The organism is Herbidospora sp. NBRC 101105 (assembly GCF_030269205.1).
GTDB classification, from domain to species: domain Bacteria; phylum Actinomycetota; class Actinomycetes; order Streptosporangiales; family Streptosporangiaceae; genus Herbidospora; species Herbidospora solisilvae.
Genome location: NZ_BSSX01000001.1, coordinates 1,205,617 through 1,226,987 on the forward strand (window position 1 = coordinate 1,205,617; position 21,371 = coordinate 1,226,987).

The 21,371-nt window shown below is 71.7% G+C and carries 19 protein-coding genes; 17 read left to right on the forward strand and 2 right to left on the reverse strand.

Annotation, left to right across the window (positions count from 1 at the left end; genetic code table 11):
* Nucleotides 1–10: 10 nt before the first annotated feature.
* Both QSK34_RS05400 and QSK34_RS05405 read left to right on the forward strand, forming a co-directional pair.
* Nucleotides 11–790 (forward strand): HAD-IIA family hydrolase, encoded by a 780-nt coding sequence (locus QSK34_RS05400; protein ID WP_030453074.1) that lies wholly within the window; start codon nucleotides 11–13, stop codon nucleotides 788–790.
* 39 nt (nucleotides 791–829) lie between these two features.
* A complete protein-coding gene (locus tag QSK34_RS05405) occupies nucleotides 830–1,444 on the forward strand; it encodes a hypothetical protein (protein WP_030453075.1) in 615 nt (204 codons plus the stop codon).
* Here QSK34_RS05405 and arfB read toward each other — a convergent pair.
* Complete coding sequence (gene arfB, locus QSK34_RS05410; protein ID WP_030453076.1) at nucleotides 1,441–1,836, reverse strand: alternative ribosome rescue aminoacyl-tRNA hydrolase ArfB; 396 nt, start codon at nucleotides 1,834–1,836, stop codon at nucleotides 1,441–1,443. The genes QSK34_RS05405 and arfB overlap by 4 nt on opposite strands.
* 51 nt (nucleotides 1,837–1,887) lie before the next feature.
* On the opposite strand from arfB, the gene QSK34_RS05415 reads away from it, so the two are divergent.
* From QSK34_RS05415 to QSK34_RS05435, 5 genes are all read left to right on the forward strand, one after another.
* A complete protein-coding gene (locus QSK34_RS05415; RefSeq protein WP_285580555.1) occupies nucleotides 1,888–2,706 on the forward strand; it encodes a hypothetical protein in 819 nt (272 codons plus the stop codon).
* Nucleotides 2,707–2,727: 21 nt separating this feature from the next.
* On the forward strand, nucleotides 2,728–4,509 hold the full coding sequence (locus QSK34_RS05420; RefSeq protein WP_285580557.1) for an HSP90 family protein: 1,782 nt from the start codon (nucleotides 2,728–2,730) through the stop codon (nucleotides 4,507–4,509).
* Nucleotides 4,502–6,529 carry a tetratricopeptide repeat protein gene (locus QSK34_RS05425; protein ID WP_285580559.1) on the forward strand — a complete coding sequence of 676 codons (2,028 nt, stop codon included), beginning with the start codon at nucleotides 4,502–4,504 and terminating at the stop codon, nucleotides 6,527–6,529. The genes QSK34_RS05420 and QSK34_RS05425 overlap by 8 nt, the downstream gene beginning before the upstream one ends.
* A 114-nt stretch (nucleotides 6,530–6,643) precedes the next feature.
* Entirely contained in the window at nucleotides 6,644–8,158 is a 1,515-nt protein-coding gene (locus QSK34_RS05430) for an alkaline phosphatase D family protein (RefSeq protein WP_285580561.1), read from the forward strand.
* On the forward strand, nucleotides 8,155–9,402 hold the full coding sequence (locus tag QSK34_RS05435) for an FG-GAP-like repeat-containing protein (protein ID WP_285580563.1): 1,248 nt from the start codon (nucleotides 8,155–8,157) through the stop codon (nucleotides 9,400–9,402). The genes QSK34_RS05430 and QSK34_RS05435 overlap by 4 nt, the downstream gene beginning before the upstream one ends.
* On the opposite strand, the gene QSK34_RS05440 is transcribed toward QSK34_RS05435, so the two are convergent.
* A complete protein-coding gene (locus tag QSK34_RS05440) occupies nucleotides 9,399–10,769 on the reverse strand; it encodes an MFS transporter (protein WP_285580565.1) in 1,371 nt (456 codons plus the stop codon). The genes QSK34_RS05435 and QSK34_RS05440 overlap by 4 nt on opposite strands.
* A gap of 224 nt (nucleotides 10,770–10,993) precedes the next feature.
* On the opposite strand from QSK34_RS05440, the gene QSK34_RS05445 reads away from it, so the two are divergent.
* From QSK34_RS05445 to QSK34_RS05490, 10 genes are all read left to right on the forward strand, one after another.
* The gene (locus QSK34_RS05445; RefSeq protein ID WP_285580568.1) at nucleotides 10,994–13,171 is read left to right on the forward strand and encodes a M6 family metallopeptidase; all 2,178 of its coding nucleotides are present in this window, start codon (nucleotides 10,994–10,996) and stop codon (nucleotides 13,169–13,171) included.
* A gap of 146 nt (nucleotides 13,172–13,317) precedes the next feature.
* Nucleotides 13,318–13,881 carry a hypothetical protein gene (locus QSK34_RS05450; RefSeq protein WP_285580570.1) on the forward strand — a complete coding sequence of 188 codons (564 nt, stop codon included), beginning with the start codon at nucleotides 13,318–13,320 and terminating at the stop codon, nucleotides 13,879–13,881.
* Between the two features lie 105 nt (nucleotides 13,882–13,986).
* Complete coding sequence (locus QSK34_RS05455) at nucleotides 13,987–14,955, forward strand: STM4015 family protein (protein WP_285580573.1); 969 nt, start codon at nucleotides 13,987–13,989, stop codon at nucleotides 14,953–14,955.
* Entirely contained in the window at nucleotides 14,952–15,587 is a 636-nt protein-coding gene (locus QSK34_RS05460; protein ID WP_285580575.1) for a hypothetical protein, read from the forward strand. Before QSK34_RS05455 ends, QSK34_RS05460 begins: the two co-directional genes overlap by 4 nt.
* On the forward strand, nucleotides 15,584–16,540 hold the full coding sequence (locus QSK34_RS05465; protein ID WP_285580577.1) for an STM4015 family protein: 957 nt from the start codon (nucleotides 15,584–15,586) through the stop codon (nucleotides 16,538–16,540). The genes QSK34_RS05460 and QSK34_RS05465 overlap by 4 nt, the downstream gene beginning before the upstream one ends.
* The gene (locus QSK34_RS05470; protein ID WP_285580579.1) at nucleotides 16,537–17,454 is read left to right on the forward strand and encodes an STM4015 family protein; all 918 of its coding nucleotides are present in this window, start codon (nucleotides 16,537–16,539) and stop codon (nucleotides 17,452–17,454) included. Before QSK34_RS05465 ends, QSK34_RS05470 begins: the two co-directional genes overlap by 4 nt.
* The gene (locus QSK34_RS05475) at nucleotides 17,451–18,485 is read left to right on the forward strand and encodes an STM4014 family protein (RefSeq protein ID WP_285580581.1); all 1,035 of its coding nucleotides are present in this window, start codon (nucleotides 17,451–17,453) and stop codon (nucleotides 18,483–18,485) included. Before QSK34_RS05470 ends, QSK34_RS05475 begins: the two co-directional genes overlap by 4 nt.
* Nucleotides 18,482–19,279, forward strand: coding sequence for an STM4013/SEN3800 family hydrolase (locus QSK34_RS05480; protein WP_285580583.1), 798 nt, complete (start codon nucleotides 18,482–18,484; stop codon nucleotides 19,277–19,279). The genes QSK34_RS05475 and QSK34_RS05480 overlap by 4 nt, the downstream gene beginning before the upstream one ends.
* Entirely contained in the window at nucleotides 19,263–20,513 is a 1,251-nt protein-coding gene (locus tag QSK34_RS05485; protein WP_285580585.1) for an STM4012 family radical SAM protein, read from the forward strand. Before QSK34_RS05480 ends, QSK34_RS05485 begins: the two co-directional genes overlap by 17 nt.
* Nucleotides 20,510–21,370, forward strand: a complete 861-nt coding sequence (locus tag QSK34_RS05490; RefSeq protein ID WP_285580587.1) for an STM4011 family radical SAM protein — start codon at nucleotides 20,510–20,512, stop codon at nucleotides 21,368–21,370. The genes QSK34_RS05485 and QSK34_RS05490 overlap by 4 nt, the downstream gene beginning before the upstream one ends.
* Nucleotide 21,371: the final 1 nt, after the last annotated feature.

Genomic DNA, 21,371 nt, shown 5'->3' on the forward strand with positions numbered 1-21,371 from the left:
GCTTAGCCCCATGAGTGAGCGCAAGCCGATCGAATGCTGGCTGTCCGACATGGACGGCGTCCTGGTCCACGAAGGTCAACCCGTGCCGGGAGCCGACGAGTTCATCAAGCGGCTGGAGGCCTCGGGGAAACGCTTCCTCGTGCTCACCAACAACTCGATCTACACCCCGCGCGACCTGTCGGTCCGGCTGCGGTCGGCGGGTCTTGAGGTGCCGCCCGAGGCGATCTGGACCTCCGCGATGGCCACCGCCGACTTCCTGTCGGCCCAGCGCCCCGAGGGCAGCGCCTACGTGATCGGCGAGTCGGGCCTGACCACCGCCCTCCACGAGGCCGGATACGTGCTGACCGACCTCAACCCCGACTACGTCGTGCTCGGCGAGACCCGCACCTACAGCTTCTCCCACATCACCCGCGCGATCCGGCTGATCGAGAACGGCGCCCGCTTCATCGCCACCAACCCCGACGCCGTCGGCCCCTCCCACGAGGGCAACCTGCCGGCCTGCGGGGCGGTCGCCGCGATGATCACCAAGGCGACCGGCGTCGACCCCTACTTCGTCGGCAAGCCCAACCCGATGATGATGCGCAGCGCCCTCAACCGCATCGACGCCCACAGCGAGTCGACCGCGATGATCGGCGACCGCATGGACACCGACGTGGTCTGCGGCATGGAGGCGGGCCTGCACACCATCCTGGTGCTGACCGGCGTCTCCAAGCCCGACCAGATCGACCGCTGGCCCTACCGTCCCTCGCAGGTCGTGAACTCGGTCGCCGACCTGATCGACCTGGTGTAGCTGACACGTTCTGGCAGGTATGGGTGCCAGGGTGGAGGCATGCACACCATCTACCTGGAGCTCGGCAAGAAACGGGTGTTCGCCAACTCGGTCGACTGGCCGGGCTGGAGCCGGTCGGCCCGGACCGAGGACGACGCGATCGAGGCGCTCCTCTCCTACGAGGAGCGCTACCGCGTGGTGGCCGACCGGGCCGGGCTGGTGTTCGAGCCCGGCGAGATCCGGGTGGCCGAGAAGATCACCGGCAACGCGACGACCGACTTCGGCGCCCCGGGCCTGCCGGCCGTCCTCGATTCCGAGCCCTGGGGCGCGGCCGAGGCGGCCAAGAACGCCGCGCTGATGCGGGCCGCCTGGGAGGTCTTCGACGACGTCGTCGGCATCACCCCCGAGGAGCTGCGCAAGGGGCCGCGGGGTGGCGGGCGCGACCGCGACAAGATGGTCGACCACGTCGTGAACGCCGAACGCGCCTACGCCGCCAAGCTCGACGTGCGGATCAGGCCGGCGGAGGTCGCCGAGATGCGGCCCCGGCTGCTGGAGGTCGTGTCACGGCCGCTCGACGGCGACGACTACCGCTGGCCGGTCCGCTACGCCTCCCGGCGCATCATCTGGCACGTGCTCGACCACGTGTGGGAGATGGAGGACCGCACCGAACGCTAGAAGACGTCGCGGCGCAGGCGCTTCACGTCGGACCGGCGCTTCTTGTTCTCCAGGCGGCGCTCCACCTGGCCTTTCGAGGGCTTGGTCGGGCGCCGCTTCTTCGCGGGCGGCGCGATCGCGTCGCGCAGCGCCGCCTCCAGGCGGGTGCGGGCCGCCTCCCGGTTGCGCAGCTGGGAGCGGAACTCCTGGGCGGCGATCGTCAGCACGCCGTCGACCAGCCGGTGGGCCAGCCGTTCCAGCGCCCGTTCCCTCTGGACGTCGGTCAGCGCCTGGGTGTTCACGATGTCGAAGCTGAGCTCCACCCGGCTGTCGGTCGTGTTCACACCCTGGCCGCCGGGCCCGGAGGAACGCGAGAACCGCCAGCGGAGCTCGGCCTCCGGAATCTCGGTCATGCCTCTCAGATTAGCCGTGCCATCAACGCATTTTTCCGGCACTGTGGGCGGGTGACCATCGTCGGCGTGCACGGCATCGGCAAGTACAAGTACTTCGAACAGGGCGGCGGTTCCCCGGGCAAGGCGGCCGACTTGATGCTCGCCAAATGGAACCGCTATCTCGCCGACGGCGGGCTCACGGGCGCTCCGGTCGTCGAGGTCGCCTACTACGCCCACCATCTGCGCAAGGGCGTCCCGCAGCCGCCGAAGAAGATGGCGCCGCCGGAGAAGATGGTCTTCGCCGACTGGATGCGGCAGGTCGAGGACCATCGGGTCGCCGCGGCGGCCGGGGAGACCCTCACCGCGCTGGCCCACCGGCTGGCGGGCTGGCTGCTCGACCGGCTCGGCGCGGGCGCGCTGAGGTTCGCCGAGGACTTCTGTCCGGAGGTCGCCACCTATCTGGGCGGCGGCGCGCCCCGCACGCTCGCGCGCGACGCGGTGGCCGAGGTGATCCGGCGGCGCGAACCCCGGGTGGTGATCGCCCACTCCCTGGGGAGCGTGGTGACGTACGAGGCGTTCTGGGCGCATCCCGAGCTGCGGGCCGAACTGCTGGTCACGCTCGGGTCGCCGCTGGGGATGCGGAACGTGGTGTTCGAGCGGCTCGCGCCGCTGCCCGTGGCCGGGATGGGGGCGCGGCCGCCGGGGGTGAAGCGGTGGATCAACGTCGCCGACAAGGACGACATCGCCGCCATTCCCGCCGAGTTGCGCCCGGTTTTCAAGGGGGTGGAACGTGACTTCCAGTGCAACATCGACTGGCTCGATTTTCATACCGTCCGCAATTACCTGGGTTGTGGTGTCTTGAACTCCCATTTGCGGGACTTTCTCCAGTAAAAAGCTCGATAGGGTCGTCGCGTGCCGTACACCGAAGGGACCCGGGCCTTTCAGGTCGACCTGCGCGGGGTGGTCGATCTGCTCAGCCGGCATCTCTACTCCAGTCCGCGCGTCTACGTCCGTGAGCTGCTGCAGAACGCCTGCGACGCGATCGTCGCGCGCCGGGCGGGCGATCCGGCGGCGCCCGGACGCGTCCGGGTCGAGGTGACGCCCGACGCGATCCGGGTGCACGACACCGGGATCGGGCTCACCGAGGACGAGGTGCACACGCTGCTGGCGACGATCGGGCGGTCGTCCAAGCGCGACGAGCTCGGGTTCGCGCGGCACGAGTTCCTGGGCCAGTTCGGCATCGGCCTGCTGTCGGGCTTCCTGGTCGCCGACGAGATCCACGTCGAGTCGCGGTCGGCCTCCGGCGGGCCCGCCGTGTCGTGGACCGGGCGGTCGGACGGCAGCTACGACGTCGCCACCACGCCTGACCGGCCGGGGGAGCCGGGCACCACGGTCACCTTGCGTCCCCGCCGTGACGCGGCCGTCTGGACTTCCGGCCGGACCGTAACCGAATTGGCCCGGCTCTTCGGCTCGCTGCTGCCCGTCGAGGTCACCGTCGACGGCGTGCCGATCTCCGGCGCGGGCGCGCCCTGGCAGGTCCGCCACGCCAGTCCCGCGCTCCGGCGGGAGGCGCTGGTGGCGTACGGGAGAGAGCTCTTCGGCTTCTTGGCCTTCGACGTGATCGACCTGGAGGTGCCCGAGGCGGGGCTGACCGGGGTGGCGTTCGTGGTGCCCCACCCGGCCAACCCGGGGGCCCGCGACGCGCACCGCGTCTACCTCAAGGGCATGCTGCTGTCGGAGAAGCTGACCGGGCTGCTGCCCGAGTGGGCGTTCTTCGTGCGGTGCGTCGTCGACGCCGCCGAGTTGCGCCCGACCGCCTCGCGCGAGGCCCTCTACGACGACGACCTGCTGGAACACACCCGCGACGCGCTCGGCGCCCGGTTACGCGAGTGGCTGGTCACGCTGGCCGCCACCGACCCGGCCCGGCTGCGGAGCTTTCTGCGGCTGCACCACCTCGGGGTGAAGGCGCTCGCCCTGCACGACGACGACATGCTGCGGCTGGTCGACCGGTGGCTCGAATACGAGACCGCCGACGAGCCGATGACCCTCAGCCGGTTCCGGGCCCGGCATCCGCACGGCCGCTACACGACCAGCGTCGACGAGTTCCGCCAGCTCGCCGGGGTCTGCGCGGCCCAGGGCGTCGGGCTGCTGAACGCCGGTTACGTGTACGACGCCGACATCCTCGCCCGGCTGTCCCGCATCGAGCCCGGCCACGGGTTGTCGCGCCTCGAACCGGCCGAGCTGACCACCCGCATGGCCCCCGTCGACCCGGCCGCCGAGCTCGCGGTCCGCGGGTTCCTCGCCACCGCCGCGACCGCGCTGGCCCCGCTGGGCTGCGAGGTCGTGCTGCGCGACTTCGACCCGGCCGCGCTGCCCGCCCTCTACCTGACCAGCCGCGCCGCCCGCCACGAGGCCCAGGCCCGCGAGGCCGGCGAGATGGCGGGGGAGATGTGGGCCGACGTGCTGGGCGCGCTCGACGCGGGCGGCGGCGAGCAGCCGCAACTGGTGCTGAACCACCGCAACCCGCTGGTCCGCCGCGTCACCCGCCTGGCCGACCCCGCGCTGGCCGCGACCGCCGTGGAGGCGCTCTACGGCATGGCGCTGCTGCACGGCCACCACCCGATGCGCGCGGTCGACACCGCCACCCTCAACCGGTCGTTCCTCGGGCTGCTCGACTGGGCCGTCAATGGATGAGATCGCCGAGCTGATCGACCGGGCGCGGGCGCTGCCCTATGGGGAGACGCGCACGAACGTGCTGGAGACGGCCCTGCGCCGGGCCGAGGCGACCGGCGACAAGGACCTCACCTGGGCGGTCCGGATGGAGCTGACCGAGGCCTACCAGTACGGCGCCGAGCACGCCAAGGCCTTCGCCGCCTTCGCCCGCTGCCTGGCCGACCACGACGCCGACCCCGGCGGCTTCGACGAGTGGTCGACCCACAACCTGCTCTGGCAGTTCAAGTGGATCGTCGGCGACCTGCGCCGGTTCCCCGAGGTGCCGCTGGCCCGCACCCACCAGATGCTCGACGACATGGAGCGCCGCTACCGCGAGAACGGCGACGGCCTGCACGCCGTGTGGGCCGCCCGCTGCGCGCACGCCGCCCACCTGGGCGACTACGCGACCGCCGACGAGCTCTACCACCGCTGGACGACCACCCCGCGCGACATCCTGAGCGACTGCGAGGGGTGCGATCCGACGTCCAAGGCCTTCTACCTGATCCTGCGCGGCCGCGACGAGGAGGCCGTCGAGCTGGCCGAGCCGGTGCTGCGCGGCGAGCTGACCTGCCACGTCCAGCCGCAGAGCATCCTGACCACGCTGCTGCCCGCCTACGTGCGGACCGGCAGGTACGCCGAGGCCGCGCACGCCCACCGCGTCGCCTACCGGGCGATGCGCGGCGACGCCAACGAGGTCGAGGAGATCGCCTCCCACCTGTGGTTCTGCGCCGTCACCGGCAACCTGGCCCGCGGCCTGGAGATCCTCACCCGCGAACGCCCGCTGCTGGACCGGGCGCCCAGCCCCGGCGCGGCCATGTGGTTCGCGGCGGGCGCCGCGCTGCTGCTGCGGCTGCTCCGCGAGCAGGGCCACGCCCGGCCCGACGACGAGGCCGAGGAGGCCGCGCTCACCACGAGGGCGCGCGACATCGCGGCGCGCTTCGACGCCCGCAACGGCACCGGCGAGCAGGGCCGCCGCGTCGAGGAGTGGCTGACGGCCGCGCCGCTCGGCGAGCACGTGCCGCTCGACCCCCGCGCCCGGCACTCCACGCCGCCGCTGCCGCCCGCCCCGCTGCCGCCCGCGCACACCCCGGAGGAACTGCTCGACCTGGCCGAGGAGGCCTGGCAGCGCGGCCGCCTCGACGAGGCGAAGGCGGCCTGGGCGCGGTACGACGCCCTCGAGCCCGGCGACCTGCTGGAAGCGCGGCGGGCCGACGGCCGGGGCCTGGTCGCCATGGTCGACGGCGACGCCGAGACGGCCCTGGCCGAATGGCGGCGGGCCGCCGACCTCCACACCGACGAGGAACGCCGCCAGGGCTCCCTCGGCCGCATCGGCCTGCTGCTCTGCCAGCTCGGGCGGGCCGACGAGGGCCTGCCGATGGTCGAGTCGTCGGCCGCCGTCCTGGACACGCCGAACGCGACCGTCCGGCTCGCGCACGCCTACCTGACCGTCGGCCGGGAGGCCGAGGCCGAGCAGGTGCTCGCCGCCGCGCCGCCCACCGGGACCGCCCTGCTGCTGCTCGCGAACGTGCGCGGCGACGCCGCGACCGCGCTGCGCGCCCGCGACGCCCTGCGCGCGGAGGACGACCGCGACGGCCTGGCCCGCGCCTGCGCCCTGTACGCCCACCTGCTGCTCACCGCGGGCGTCGACGAGGCGGGCGCCCACGAGGCGCTGGCCGCCTACGACGAGGCCGTCGCCAACGCCCCCGCGTCGGAGCGGGCCGGCCTCCACCACGACCGGGGCGGCCTGCACCTCCAGCTCGGCAGGGTGCCCGAGGCGCTCGACGACCTCGTCGAGGCCGTCGCCCAGTACGTCGCCGACGGCGCCGACGAGCCGGTCCGGTACGCCCGGTTGTCGCTGGCCGAGGCCTACGCCCGGCTGGGCCGCACCGCCGAGGCGGAGATCGCCGCCGAGGAGGCGCTGGCCGGGTTCCGCGCCGCAGGTGACGACGAGGTGTGCGCCCGCATCGAGGAATTCATCGCCGACCTGCGAGAAGACGGCTGACGGTCGCCCGGCGTTCATTGACGGCGGGTACCGGCTCATCTGTTCATTTTTGGTTATCGCGCTGGTCAGAGCCGTAAAACGAATCCGACAGACGGGCGGTCTGCACTGTCGGACGTGCAGCGCAGATCGTTCATCTCCGGCGTGCTCCTGGCCGCCGCCGCGCCCGCCCTCCCGGCCCTGCCCTCCCGGGCCCTGAAGACCGACCCCTTCGCCGTCGGCGTCGCCTCGGGGGACCCGTCCCCTGACGGCTTCGTGTTGTGGACCCGTCTGGTGATCGACCCCTACGGCGCGGACGGCCGGGGATCGATGCCCTCGCGGGACGTCGACGTGAAGTGGCAGGTGTCCACGGACGAGAGGTTCGCGACCGTCGTGCGCGACGGCACGGCCACCGCGTCGGCCCGGTCGGCGCACAGCGTGCACGTCGAGCTGCGGGGTCTCGAACCGGGCCGGGAGTACTTCTACCGGTTCCGCGCCGAGAACAACCTCTCGCCCGTCGGCCGCACCCGCACCAGCCCGGCCGTCGTGTCGCCGCTCACCTTCGCCATCGCGGCCTGCGCCCACTGGGAGCACGGCTACTACACGGCCTACCGGCGGCTGGCCGAGCAGGAACCCGACCTGGTGGTCCACCTGGGCGACTACATGTACGAGTACCAGCCCAACGGCTACACCGCGCCCTTCGGCAACATCCGCACCCACTCGGGCGGGGTGAAGTGCACGACGCTGGCCGACTACCGGATGCGGCACGCCCAGTACAAGAGCGACCCCGACCTCCAGGCCGCCCACGCGGTCGCGCCGTGGCTGGTCGCCTTCGACGACCACGAGATCGAGAACAACTGGGCCGCCGGCGTCTCCGCCAGCGACGCGCCCGCCTTCGAGCAGCGGCGGGCGTTCGCCTTCCAGGCCTACTACGAGAACATGCCGCTCCGGCGGGCCAGCGTGCCCAAGGGGGCCTCGATCACGATCAACCGGCGGGTCTCGTGGGGCCCGCTGGCCCGGTTCCACCTGCTCGACACCCGCCAGTTCCGCGACGACCAGGCGTGCGAGGACGGCGTGCGGGCCGGCTGCGACGACCGCCTCGACAGCGGGCGCAGCCTGCTCGGCGAGGCGCAGCACAAATGGCTCGTCGACGGCCTGCGCGACTCCCCGGCCCGATGGAACCTGGTCGGCCAGCAGATCGTGATGACCCAGAAGGACCTCAAGGTCGGCCCCGGCCGCGAGTCGAACCTCGACTCCTGGGACGGGTACGCCGCCGAGCGCGACCAGCTCCTGCGCGGCATGGCCGGGGTGAGCAACCCGGTCGTGCTCACCGGCGACGCGCACATCCACCACGCGGCGGAGCTGCGTACCGACTTCGACGACCCCGGGACCAACGTCGGCGTCGAGCTGGTCGCCACCTCGATCGCCAGCGACGGCGACGGCTACCGCGACACCGAGCGCATGTCCGCGCTGCGCGCCGAGAACCCGCACATCAAGTACCTTGACCAGCGCCGCGGCTACATCCTGGCCCGCCTGTCGGAGCAGGAGCTGGTCGCCGACTTCCGCACCCTCGACTACATCAGCCGCCGGGGCGCGCCCGCGAAGACCTCCGCCCGGTTCACCATCCCGGCGGGCGAACGGAGGTTCGCGTGATCCTCGGCGTCGTGACCCTGACGATCCCCCTGCTCACCGGCCTGACCCCGCAGTGCGGCCCCTTCGTGGCGGTGGCCCAGCCCTACGCGACCGTCGACGGCCAGGTCAGGGCAGGCGCGGTCCGCATCCTCGACGGCCCGCTGATCACCCAGGACGATCCCGAGCCGGGCGACATGTTCGGCTCGGCCCTGGCCACGGGCGACTTCGACGGCGACGGCTGCGCCGACCTGGCGATCGGCGCCTCCGAGGAGGACGCCGGCCCCGGCGGCCGCGACGGCCACGGCGTCGTCGAGATCCTGTACGGCCTGACCTCCCGGAAGACCGTCGAGCTGCCCGGGAAGGGGGCCGACCGCTTCGGCGCGGCCCTCGCGGCGGGCGACCTCGACGGCGACGGCGACGACGAACTGGCCATCGGCGCCCCCGGCGGCGGTTCGGTCTACGTCCACGGCCAGGGCGGAAAGCTGCGGCGGATCAAGAACACCGGCGGCGCCGTCACCGACCAGTTCGGCGAGGCGCTGGCCACCGGCGACTTCGACGGCGACGGCACCGACGAACTGGCCATCGGCGCGCCCGGCGCCAACCTGATCCGCCAGGGCGAGGGCACCGTCACCGTGGTCGCCAAGGGCGGCCGCCGCCTGCTCTACTCCCAGGAGACCTACGGCGTCGACGGCCTCTCCGAAAGCTGGGACGCCTTCGGCGCGGCCCTCGCGACCGGCGACTTCAACGCCGACGGCCACGACGACCTGGCGATCGGCGTGCCCGGAGAAGGCCTGAACAAGCTCCAGCGGGCCGGTGACTACGGCGAAGGGGCCGTGGACGTCGTCTACGGCTCCCCGGGCGGCCTGCGCCCGGCCTCCGCCGAGGCCTGGACCCAGAACAGCCTGGCCGGAGAGGCGGTCATGTACGACCGCTTCGGCACCTCCCTGGCCGCGGGCGACCTGAACGGCGACGGCGACGACGAACTCGTGGTCGGCGTGCCCGGCGAGAACGCCGTCCAGGTGCTCGCGGGAACCAGGAGCGGCGGCCTGACCAGGAACCACAACGTGCTGATCCCCGGCCCGAAGGGCGCAGAGTTCGGCGCGGCCGTCATGGTGCACGACGGGAACCTGATCGTCGGCGCCCCGACCAAGGGCGCGGTGTACCGCTACCGGGGCAGCGTGAAGAAGGGCTCCTACCCGGGGGTGGGCAAGAAGGGCGAGAAGATCGCCGAGGGGGACGGGTTCCTCGGGTTCGGCCTCGGTTAGAAGCGGATTCTGATCCCCAGCACGGAGATCAGCGCCGAGATCGCCATCATGCCCGCGCAGGCGTACATGGACAGCCGGAACCCCGCGTCGAACAGGACCGGGTTCAGGTAGGCCTCGCCGGTCAGCCCGACCAGCGGCGGCACGGCCGCCACGGCCAGCAGGCTGCCGGTCCGGGCCAGGGCGTTGTTGACCCCGCTGGCGATGCCCGCGCGGCGCTGCGAGGCGGCGGCCAGCACGGTGGCCGTCAACGGGGCGACCGTCAGCGACAGGCCCAGGCCGAACAGCGTCACCGGCGGCAGCACCTCGGTCAGGTAGTGGGCGCCGGCGCCGATCCGGCTCATCCACATGAACGCCAGCCCGGACAGCAGGATCCCGACCGTCATGGGCCAGCGCGGGCCGATGCGGCGGGCCAGTTCGCCGGCGTAGGGGGAGATCACCAGCATCAGCAGCGTCACCGGCACCATGGCCGAGCCCGCCGCGAACGCCGAGAAGCCCGAGACGGTCCGCAACTGGAGCACGAGCAGGAAGAACACCACGCCCATCGCGGCGTACATGAACAACGTCACCGCGTTCACGGCGGAGAACGCGGAATTCCGGAACAGCCCCACGGGCACCAGCGCCTGCTCGCCCCGGTGGTGCTCGACGAGCACGAAGGCGGCCAGGATCACCACGCCCAGGACCATCGGCACGAGCTCGGTCTCGATCAGGCCGTAGGTCAGCGCCGCCAGCCCGATCGCCGCCAGGCCGGCGCCCAGGGCGTCGAACCGGCCGGCCGCCTCCTCGTCGCGGGTCTCCGGCACGTGGCGCGCGGCGATCAGCAGCACGACCACGGCCAGCGGCAGATTGATGAGGAAGACCCACCGCCAGCCGATCGTCTGGACGATCCACCCGCCCAGCAGCGGCCCGATGGCGGCGGCGGTGCCGCCCAGGCCCGACCACGCCCCGATCGCCTTCGGCCGGTCGTCGGCCGCGAACGTGGCCTGGATGATCGCCAGCGAGCCCGGGGTCAGCAGGGCGCCGCCGACACCCTGGAGCGCGCGGGCCGCGATCAGGGCCTCCATGTTCGGCGCCAGCCCGCACAGGGCCGAGGCGATCGCGAACCAGACCACGCCGATCATGAACACCTTGCGGCGGCCGTAGCGGTCGCCCAGGGAGCCGCCCAGCAGGATCAGCCCGGCGAGGGTCAGCGTGTAGGCGTTGATCGTCCACTGCAGGCCCTCGATGTCGGCCTCAAGGGCCCGGCCGAGGTCGGGCAGCGCCACGTTGACGACGGTGCCGTCGAGGAGCGCCATGCCCGAGCCGAGCACCGTCGTCACCAGAATCCAGCGGCCCTTGGCCGTGCTGAGCTGCACCGCTTCCGTCGTCACCCGACCAACATAGTCACCGTGCGGGCCTGCTCCGGTCAGCGAATTAATGGTTTTCGGTCTTTCTCACGCCTTTCCCGGATTGATGTGAGGAAGAAGCGCTTACCGCCAAACTGACTGACATTTATTGGCAGATGTCATGCTTGTAGCCCCCGCCTCCCGCCAGATAGTCACGGTGTGTCAGTGCGGCCTGTCACAGTGCCGCAGCAGCACCCGAAGGGGGTTCAATGACACGCAGACGTGTCATCGCGTTAGCAGTCACCGCCCTTGCCCTCCCGTTCGCGACGCTCCTCCCGGCCACCCCGTCGGCCGCCGCCCCGGCGCCGTCCTCGGCCCCGCTGAACGACTTCCGGCACTGGGACGGCAAGCTCGCCGACACCTTCCAGGGCAAGAAGATCGACCTGCCCACGCGCTACGAGCCGTCCAAGGCGCGGAAGACGACCGCCGCGGCGGCCGCCACACCGCCGGTGGGCACCGTCCGGAACTGGCTGGCCATCGACGACACGCAGGCCGGGGGCGCGCCGTTCCCGAAGGCGTTCACCCTGCGCGGCGTCGGCGACAAGATCGAGGTGTGGGTCGCGAACGATCTGTCGTTCCCGGCCGGGGACTGCCGGGCGCAGATCCCGAACTCCACGACGATCACCGACGCGCAGGTCGCCTACTTCGTCAACGAGTTCGACACGAACATGTACCCGAAGGAGACCGCGGCCTTCTCCACGCCGCCCGACCGCGACGGCACCAACGCCCGCATCCCCGGCGACTACACCGGCGACGGCGACAAGACGGTCGCGCTGATCGACAACATCCGCGACGACAACTTCTACGACTTCCCGGCCAACCCGACCTACATCGCCGGCTTCTTCTCGGCCGGCATCAACGAGCGCGTCGACCGCAACGTCATGACCGTCGACGCCTTCGACTGGGCCCACCGGACCGGCGACCAGCCGGCCGACGAGCCCACCGGCGACCTGTGCACCAGCCGGCCGGCCCGCCCGAACGCCTACGAGGGCACGTTCGCGCACGAGTGGCAGCACCTGCTCATGTACTACACCGACCCGTTCGAGGGGAACTGGATCAACGAGGGCCTCTCGGACTTCGCCCAGACCCTGACCGGCTACGTCGACGCCAAGGCCACCATCAACGACTACGGCGCCGACAGCCACATCTACTGCTTCCAGGGCTTCGGCAACGTCCAGGCGCGGTACAACCCCAACCCCCGGCAGTGCGGCGGCCCGCAGAACTCGCTGACCCTGTGGGGTGAGGGAGAGCCGAGCGAGGTGCTCGCCGACTACGGCAACGCCTACGAGATCATGCTCTTCCTGTACGACCGCTACGGCGCCGACTTCATGTCCACGCTGCACCGCGACGGCGAACGCCAGGGCCTGGCCAGCCTGGAGGCCGCGCTGAAGGCGGAGGGCGCCGACCTCTACCGGGTCATCCACGACTACCAGTCGATGGTCCTGCTCGACCGCATCGTGGAGAGCCGCACCGGCATCGTGCTGGGCGTGCCCAAGTCCCGGGTGACCTCGGCCTCGCTCAGCTCCACCGTCAACCTGGCCAACCCCGACACCTACGACACCCCCGGCGCCGCCCCCAACGGCGCCGACTACGTGACGCTCCAGAAGGCCGACGGCAAGCCCTTCAAGGGCAGCGAACTGCGCACGCTCACGTTCACCGGCGCCACCGGCCTGCCCGCCCTGCCGCTGGCCTGGACGATCGTGAACGACGAACCCGACCGCCCCGGCAACCCGGTGCTCTTCTCCGGCAACGAGAACAACCTCAACGTCAGCGCCGTGGCCGAGGTGAGCGTCCCGGCCGCCGACCCGACCCTGCGCCTGCTCGCCAAGTACGGCGCCGAGGAGGGCTACGACTACGGCTACGTCGTCGTCTCCACCGACGGCGGCGCGACCTACACCCCCGTCTCGGGTGACCAGACCGTCGAGGGCCCGCTCGGCCCGTCGCTGAACGGCACCACCAGCGGCTTCGAGCCGCACACGTTCGACCTGTCCGCCTACGCGGGCCAGGACATCCTGCTCGGCTTCCAGTACGTCTCCGACGGCGGCGTCAACGAGGGCGGCCTGTACCTCGACGACGTCACGGTCGGCGGCACCGTCGTCAGCGACGGCTCCAGCCTGGAGCCGTTCGACTCGTTCACCGAGATCAAGCCGACGGCCGTGCACAACTGGAACGTCCGCCTGGTGGGCCTCGACGAGAAGCACAAGGTCGCCGCCCAGGTCGAGTTCAACGGCAAGGGCACGATCAACCTGAACCGCCTCGAACTCCTGCTCGCCCGGCCGTTCACGAAGATCGTGGCGATCGTGGCGTACGACGAGCCGACCGAGCTCGGCCAGCAGTACGCGCCCTACACCCTGAAGGTGAACGGCGTGACCCAGCCCGGCGGCTGATCCCCCCGGCCCCGTGACCCGCACGCCTGGGGCTAGGCGTGCGGGTCACGGCCCTTCGGCCGGCGGTGCCGTCGCCGTGGGACGAGTCCTTGTGCGATTCTCGTCGCCCCCCGAACCTTTCCCGGCGGCGGCTCGTCTCACAAGTCATGATTAAGCGGATCATTTCCCTCGCCGTCGTCGTCACGGCCTTAGGCGCCTTGGTGCCCGCCACGGCACAGGCTTCAGCCGGGCAGGTGCTCAAGCTGCGTAAGGGACTGACGATCACCCTGCCGTCCGCGTGGAAGGTGCGCGGCAAGGGCGACTTCGTCTACGTGGTCGCCGGTAAGTGCAAGAAGCTCCATGAGCCCGGCTGCCACCAATTCTCGATCTACGGGCCGAAGGGCATCGCTGTCGGGGACGAACTGTTCGAGCCCTACACGGGCGAGTCGCCCTACTACCCCGCCACCGACGTGCAGCCGTGCCCGCTGAACGCGAAGTGGAGCTACGGTGGCGGCGTCAAGCTCCTCACGTCCGGCTATCGCGCGATCGGCAAGGGGCACAAGGCGCAGTACCGCGCCTGGCGGATCACGTGCGTCGCGAACGACTCGTCCAAGGTGAGGGCGACCTTCGTCCAGCGTGAGTGGCTGCTGCCGAAGTCCAAGATCCTCATCGTCGACAAGTTCAGCACCGCCGGCCTGTCCAAGGTGCTCACGAACGCGGTCTGGCGCTGACCGATCCGCTGATCGCCGGCCACGGCTGAGTCACGGGGCCGCTTCGATCACGAAATGTGGGCTGACTCCGTGATTTGTCGCCGCGTTCTGATAGGAACTGGGCCCATGCTGACAATCCTCCCGGAGAACATCCACCCTGACCCGTGGGATCTCTACGACGAGCGCTACGCCGGTCTCGACGTGTGCGTCTTCCCGCCGGACGACGACGACGAGAAGCTCCCGGCCGCCGGCACGGTGGCGTGGCGGATCGCCGAACCCGACGCCTACGACGCGGAGGAGGGCGCGTTCGCCGGGACCCTCCAGGTGTTCCTCGACCAGGTCGCGACCGAAGAGGTGCGGGCGCTGGTCATCGGGTGCTGGGAGCAGGCGTACGACACCGACTCCTCCGTGATCGTCTCCATGCTGGCCGACAACGCCAAGCGGTTCCCGGCGCTGCGGGCGATCTTCCTGGGCGCGATCCAGTCGGAGGAGGCGGAGATCTCCTGGATCCAGCAGTCCGACGTCACCCCGCTGCTCACCGCCTTCCCGCAGCTGGAGCGGCTGGAGGTTCGCGGCGGCAGCGGCCTGGCGCTCTCGCCGGTCCGCCACGAGAACCTGCGGGTGCTGCGGTTCGAGACCGGCGGGCTGCCCGCGGAGGTGGTCCGGGCGGTCGCCGCGTCCGACCTGCCCGCCCTGGAGCACCTCGACCTGTGGCTCGGCGTCGACGACTACGGCGGCGACTCCACGATCGCCGACCTGGCCCCGATCCTGGCCGGTGACCGGCTGCCCGCCCTGAAGCACCTGGGCCTGCAGGACAGCGACCACCAGGACGAGATCGCCGCCGCCGTGGCCGCCGCCCCGATCGTGGCCCGTCTCGACGTGTTGTCGCTGGCCATGGGGACGCTGGGCGACGAGGGCGCCGAGGCGCTGCTCAGCGGCCAGCCGCTCGGCCACCTCAAGGTGCTCGACCTGCGCCACAACTACGTGACCGACCCGCTGGCCGAACGCCTGCGCGCCTTCGTCGGCGACGCCGAGCTCGACCTGGAGGAGCGCAAGGAGCGCGACGACTGGATCTACGTGTCGGTGGCCGAGTGAGCCACGTGGACCTGGGCAGGGGGATCGACGAGGGCGTCGACATCCTCAACGACCTGGACTCCTTCTTCGCCGGCGACGGCACCGAGGAGGTGTCGTCCATCCGGATCGGCGAGTGGCCCGAGATGTACGAGGAGAGCTCGGAGGCCATCGTCGAGAAGCTGGTCGCCAACGCCCACCTGCTCCCGGGCCTGCGCAGGCTGTCCATCGGCGACGTCGATCCGGACTGGTGCGAGATCTCGTGGATCCAGCTCGGCGTCGAACGCTACGGCGGGAACACGACGGCCGCCGATTTGGCCCCGATCCTGGCCGGTGACCGGCTGCCCGCCCTGAAGCACCTGGGCGTGCAGGACAGCGAGATCCAGGACGAGATCGCCGCCGCCGTGGCGTCCGCGCCCGTCGTGGCCCAGCTCGACGAGCTCGACCTGTCGATGGGCACGTTGACCGACGCGGGGGCCGAGGCGCTGCTGGGCGGCCAGCCGCTCAGCCACCTGAAGGTCCTCGACCTGCACCACAACTTCCTCAGCGACACGATGGCCGACCGTGTCGCGAAGGCGCTGCCCGGGGTCGACGTCAAGCTGCACGACCGCTTCTCGCCCGAGGACGACCGGCTCTACGTGGCGGTGTCCGAGTGACCTCGCAGATCTCCCTCCACGTGCCACTGCGCCCCGAGGAGCACGACGACTACCGGGAGCGCTACGCGAACCTGCCGGTGATCGGCTGGGACAGGGAAGGCGGCAGAAAGCCGAAGCCGGGCGGCAGCGGCGCCTGGTACCTGGGCGTTTTGGACGAGGACATCATCGAGGAGATGGACGCCTTCTTCGAACACGTCGACACCGAGACGGTGCCCGCCCTCGTCATCGGCCACTGGGACGACATGTTCTCGACGAGCTCGGCGCCCATCGTGGCCACGCTGACCGCCAACGCGCACCGGCTGCCCGCCCTCCGGGCGCTGTTCATAGGCGCGGTCGGGTCCGACTGGTGCGAGATCTCCTGGATCAAGCAGAGCGACATCACCGCGCTGCTGACCGCGTTCCCCGACCTGGAGCGCCTGGAGATCCGGGGCGGCGACGGCCTCGCCCTCAGCCCGGTCCGGCACGAGAAGCTGCGCATGCTCCGGATCGAGAGCGGCGGCCTGAGCGGCGCGTTCGTCCGGGGGGTCGCCGGGTGCGACCTGCCGGCGCTGGAGCACCTGGAGCTCTGGCTCGGGGTCGAGAACTACGGCGGCGACTACACCGTCGAGGATCTCGCGCCGGTTCTCAACGGCGACCGGCTGCCCGCGCTGAAGCACCTGGGGTTGCAGGACAGCGACCGCCAGGACGAGATCGCCGCGGCCGTCGCGTCCGCGCCCGTCGTGGCCCGCCTGGAGACGCTCGCCCTGTCGCTCGGGGTGCTGACCGACGAGGGCGCCGAGGCCCTGCTCAGCGGTCAGCCGCTGACCCACCTCGACCAGCTCGACCTGCACCACCACTTCCTCAGCGAGGCCATGATGGCGCGCGTCGAGAAGGCGCTGTTCACGGTGGGCGTCGACCTCGACGAGCGCCAGCACGACGACGACGGCTGGTTCTACGTGGCGGTGGACGAGTGACGATCTCCCTCGACCTGCCCCGGCACACCGACGACACCGACGTCTACTACCGCCGCTACGCCGGCCTGCCGACAGTGGACTTCTCCCGTGAGGCCGGCCACCCGCCCGGCGAGGTGGCCTGGGAATTGGGCTCCTTCGATCTGGACGACTTCTTCGACGCCGTCGACACCGCCCAGGTGCGCGCCCTCGTCGTCGGCGGCTGGGACGCCGACGCCGACGCGGTCGTCGAGCGGCTGGTCGCCGGGGCCCACCGGCTTCCGGCCCTGCGCGCGATCTTCTTCGGGGCGATTCCGCAGGAGGCGCTGGAGATCTCCTGGATCAACCAGACCGACGTCACCCCGCTGCTGACCGCCTTCCCCGACCTGGAGCGCCTGGAGACCCGGGGCGGCACGGGCCTGCGCCTCTCCCCGGTCCGCCACGAGCGGCTGCGCATGCTCCGGGCCGAGAGCGGCGGGCTCGACGGCGACTTCGTGCGCGGCGTCGCGGCGTGCCGGTTCCCCGCGCTGGAACACCTGGAGCTCTGGCTCGGCGTCGAGGAGTACGGCGGCGACTACACCGTTGACGACCTGGCCCCCATCCTGAGCGGCGACCACCTGCCCGCCCTGAAGCACCTGGGCCTGCAGGACAGCGACCGTCAGGACGACGTCGCCGCCGCCGTCGCGACCGCCCCGATCGTGGCCCGGCTCGACGGCCTCGCCCTGTCGATGGGCACGCTCACCGACGACGGCGCCGAAGCGCTGCTCAGCGGCCAGCCGCTCACCCACCTGCGGCGGCTCGACCTGCACCACCACTACCTGAGCGACGCCATGATGGCCCGCCTGCGCGCCGCCCTCGGTTCCGTCGACCTCGACCTGGAAGCCCAGGGAGATCCGGACGAGGACGACGGCTGGCTCTTCACCTCGGTGAACGAATGATCGTCATCGGCACGCCCGGCGACCGCCGTACCGACCTGTTCGGCGCGGCGGCCCTCGCCCACGGCCTGGGCGAGATCACCGTGGTCCCGTGGACGGAGGTGCTGACCGGCGCCCCGCTCACGTTCTCCGGTCTCGTCCGGGTCGACTCGCCCGGCGAGTCGGCCGAGGCCGACGCCCTGCTGCGGGGAGCGGGCGACCCGACCCGCGTCGGGGGAGGGGCGACCTGGTACACCCGGTTCATGGACGGGGTGAGGCGGGTGGCCGGGGCGGGCGGCGAGTTGCTGGCGAACGTGGACGAGATCGCCACCATGTTCGACAAACGCCGCTGCCACACCCTGCTCGCCTCGGCCGGTCTCCCGGTGCCCGGCGGGGTCACCGTGCACTCCTACGGTGAGCTGCGGGAACAGATGCGCGCGCGGGCGTGGCCCAGGGTGTTCGTCAAGCCCGCCCACGGCAGTTCGGCGTCGGGGGTGATCGCCTTCGAGACCTCCGGCGCCCGCCTGCGCGCGGTCACCTCGGCCACCGAGGACCTGCGGAACTCGCTGGCGGTCCGGACGTACACCGACGAATCGACCGTCGCCCGCATTGTCGACACCCTGGCCCCCGACGGGCTCCACGTCGAACGCTGGTTCCCCAAGGCGTCGGTCGCGGAGGGCCGGTTCGACCTGCGGGTGGTGACGGTGGCCGGGCGGCCGACCCACGCGGTGGCGCGGGTGAGCCGGGTGCCGATGACCAACCTGCACCTCGGCGGGCGGCGCGGCGACCTGGGGGAGATCCGGGCCCGGCTGGGCGGCGACCGATGGGACGAGGCGATGGACGTCTGCGCCCGCACCGCCGCCTGCTTCCCCGGCAGCCTGACGACCGGCGTCGACCTGATGATCGGCGCCGACTGGCGGTCGATGGCGGTCGCCGAGGTGAACGCCTTCGGCGACCTGCTGCCCGGCCTGGGCGCGCTCGACGGGAGCGGCCTGACGACCTACGAGTGCCAGGCGCGGGCGATCGCGGCGGGGTGGCGATCGTGCGCGACATGAACACGATCGTGGGCAGCCACGACATCCTGCTCCTCACCCTCGACACGCTCCGGTACGACGTCGCCGAACGCCTCATGGCCGAGGGGCGCACGCCGGGCTTCGCCCGCTTCCTGACCTGGGAGAGACGGCACAGCCCCGGCAGCTTCACGTTCGCCTCGCACGCCGCGATGTTCGCCGGGTTCCTGCCGACCCCCGTCACCCCGGGGCCGCACACCCGGCCGTTCGCGGCGTCCTTCCCCGGCAGCGCGACCACCTCGCCGCGGACGTGGGTCTTCGACGCGCCCGACCTGCCCGCCGGGCTGGCGAAAGCCGGTTACCGGACCGTCTGCGTCGGCGGGGTGGGGTTCTTCAACCGGCTGAGCCCGCTGGGCTCGGTGCTGCCGGACCTGTTCCAGGAGAGCCACTGGACGCCCGGGTTCGGGGTGACCGCCCCCGACTCCTTCGAACGGCAACTCGACCGGGCCGAGGAGGTGCTCGACGGCGTGCCGGAACCGGTCTTCCTGTTCCTGAACGTCTCGGCGCTGCACCAGCCCAACCGGTTCTACCTGCCCGGCGCGGCCGACGACTCGATCGAGTCGCACGCGGCGGCGCTGGAGTACGTCGACCGGCACGTCGCCCGGCTGTTCGCCCTGATGACCCGCCGCCGGCCCTGTTTCGTGATCGTCTGCTCCGACCACGGCACCGCCTACGGCGAGGACGGCCACGTGGGCCACCGGCTCGCGCACGAGGTCGTCTGGACCGTCCCCTACGCCGAATTCGTCCTCGACCGGAGCTCCGATGACCAGTCCGTATGAGAGTTACGTCTACGCGTACCCCCACAAGACCGCCTACCGCCCGCTCGACCCGCGCCCGGCGCTGGCCGACGTGTGGCGGGGCGAGCGGGCCGGGTCGTTCTACGCCCACATCCCGTTCTGCGAGATGCGCTGCGGCTTCTGCAACCTGTTCACCCGGACCGGCGCCCCCGAAGACCTGGTGGCCGCCTACCTCGACGCGCTGGAGCGCGAGACGCTGGCGCTGGCCGACGCGGTCGACCCGGCCTTCACCACGGCGGCGATCGGCGGCGGCACCCCGACCTATCTGAGCCCCGCCGAGCTGACCCGGTTGTTCGACGTCACCGGCAAGATCACCCCCTACGGCGAGATCCCGCTGTCGGTCGAGACCTCCCCGGCGACCGCGACCGCCGACCGGCTGGCGGTGCTGAAGGAGCGCGGCACGACGCGGATCTCGATCGGGGTGCAGAGCTTCGTCGACGAGGAGGCCCGCGCGGCGGTGCGCCCGCAGAAGCGCGCCGAGGTCGACCGCGCCCTCGACACGATCCGGGCGACGGGCTTCCCGATCCTCAACATCGACCTCATCTACGGCATCGACGGCCAGACCGCCGCGACGTGGCGGCACTCCCTGGAGACCGCGCTGCGCTGGGCCCCCGAGGAGCTCTACCTCTACCCGCTGTACGTACGCCCCCTCACCGGCCTCGGGAAGATCGGCCGCGACTGGGACGACCAGCGTATGGAGCTCTACCGCGAGGGCCGCGACCTGCTGCTCGCCCGCGGCTACGAGCAGGTGTCGATGCGCATGTTCCGGCTGCCCGGCACGCAGGCCTCGACCGACTACTGCTGCCAGACCGACGGCATGGCGAGTGTGGGGTGCGGGGCGCGGTCGTACACGAGCACCCTGCACTACTCCCACGAGTACGCGGTCGGCGCCCGCCACGTCCGGTCGATCATCGACGACTACGTGCGCCGCGACGACTTCACCGAGGCCCTGATCGGCTTCACCCTGACCGGCGACGAACGGCGGCGGCGGCACACGATCCAGAGTCTCCTCCAGAAGGACGGCCTGGACCTGCGGCTCTACCGCGACCGGTTCGGCGGCGACCCCGACGTCACGGCGGTGCCCGAGGAGTGGCTGGTGCACGACGGCGACGTGCTGCGGCTGACCGACGAGGGCCTGGCCCACTCCGACGCCGTCGGGCCCGCCCTCTTCTCCGCCGGCGTCCGCGCCCTCATGGCGGGCAACGACGCCCGATGACCCACCTGACGATCCTCTACCGGGGGCCGCTGGCGAGTTGCGACTACGACTGCGCCTACTGCCCGTTCGCCAAACGCCGCGACACCCCCGAGCAGCTCCGCGCCGACCGGGCCGCGCTGCGCCGCTTCACCGAGTGGACCGCCGCGCAGGACCACGAGGTGAGCGTCCTGTTCACGCCGTGGGGGGAGGGGCTGGTCCGGTCGTGGTACCGGGAGGCGATGGTCGAGCTCAGCCACCGGGCCAACGTCCGCCGCGTCGCCATCCAGACCAACCTCAGCTCCCGCACCGCCTGGCTCGACCGGGCGGACCCGGACAAGCTGGCCCTGTGGGTCACCTACCACCCCACCCAGGTGACCTATGACCGTTTCCTGGCCAAGGTCACGGGCCTGCCGGTCCGCCACAGCGTCGGCGTGGTCGGCGACCCCGCCCACCTGGAGGACGCCCGCCGCCTGCGCCGCGACCTCCCGGCCGGGACGTACCTGTGGATCAACGCCGAGGAGGGCCGGACCTACACCGACGAGGAGGCGGCCCGCTGGCAGGAGATCGACCCGCTGTTCCACTACAGCCGCCGCCCGCACCTCAGCGCGGGCCAGGCGTGCCGGACCGGCGACACGGTGATCTCCGTGGACGGCGACGGGACCGTCCGGCGCTGCCACTTCATCCCGACGGTCCTGGGAAATCTCTATGACGGCACGTTCCGCGCCCGGCTGGGCCGGCGGGCCTGCCCGAAGCTGGAGTGCGACTGCCACATCGGCTACGTGCACCTCGAACCGACGGGCCTGTACGACGTGTTCGCCGGGGGCGTGCTCGAACGGATCCCTCACAGGACTCTCACAGAACCGTCCAGGAAGCCCTGAG

Excerpts from the sequence above, each read along its gene's own strand:
- QSK34_RS05400 (WP_030453074.1), top strand. The coding sequence starts at position 11 with ATGAGTGAGCGCAAGCCGATCGAATGCTGGCTGTCCGACATGGACGGC.
- QSK34_RS05405 (WP_030453075.1), top strand. The coding sequence starts at position 830 with ATGCACACCATCTACCTGGAGCTCGGCAAGAAACGGGTGTTCGCCAAC.
- arfB (WP_030453076.1), bottom strand. The coding sequence starts at position 1,836 with ATGACCGAGATTCCGGAGGCCGAGCTCCGCTGGCGGTTCTCGCGTTCC.
- QSK34_RS05425 (WP_285580559.1), top strand. The coding sequence starts at position 4,502 with ATGGATGAGATCGCCGAGCTGATCGACCGGGCGCGGGCGCTGCCCTAT.
- QSK34_RS05445 (WP_285580568.1), top strand. The coding sequence starts at position 10,994 with ATGACACGCAGACGTGTCATCGCGTTAGCAGTCACCGCCCTTGCCCTC.
- QSK34_RS05450 (WP_285580570.1), top strand. The coding sequence starts at position 13,318 with ATGATTAAGCGGATCATTTCCCTCGCCGTCGTCGTCACGGCCTTAGGC.
- QSK34_RS05455 (WP_285580573.1), top strand. The coding sequence starts at position 13,987 with ATGCTGACAATCCTCCCGGAGAACATCCACCCTGACCCGTGGGATCTC.
- QSK34_RS05475 (WP_285580581.1), top strand. The coding sequence starts at position 17,451 with ATGATCGTCATCGGCACGCCCGGCGACCGCCGTACCGACCTGTTCGGC.
- QSK34_RS05480 (WP_285580583.1), top strand. The coding sequence starts at position 18,482 with ATGAACACGATCGTGGGCAGCCACGACATCCTGCTCCTCACCCTCGAC.
- QSK34_RS05485 (WP_285580585.1), top strand. The coding sequence starts at position 19,263 with ATGACCAGTCCGTATGAGAGTTACGTCTACGCGTACCCCCACAAGACC.
- QSK34_RS05490 (WP_285580587.1), top strand. The coding sequence starts at position 20,510 with ATGACCCACCTGACGATCCTCTACCGGGGGCCGCTGGCGAGTTGCGAC.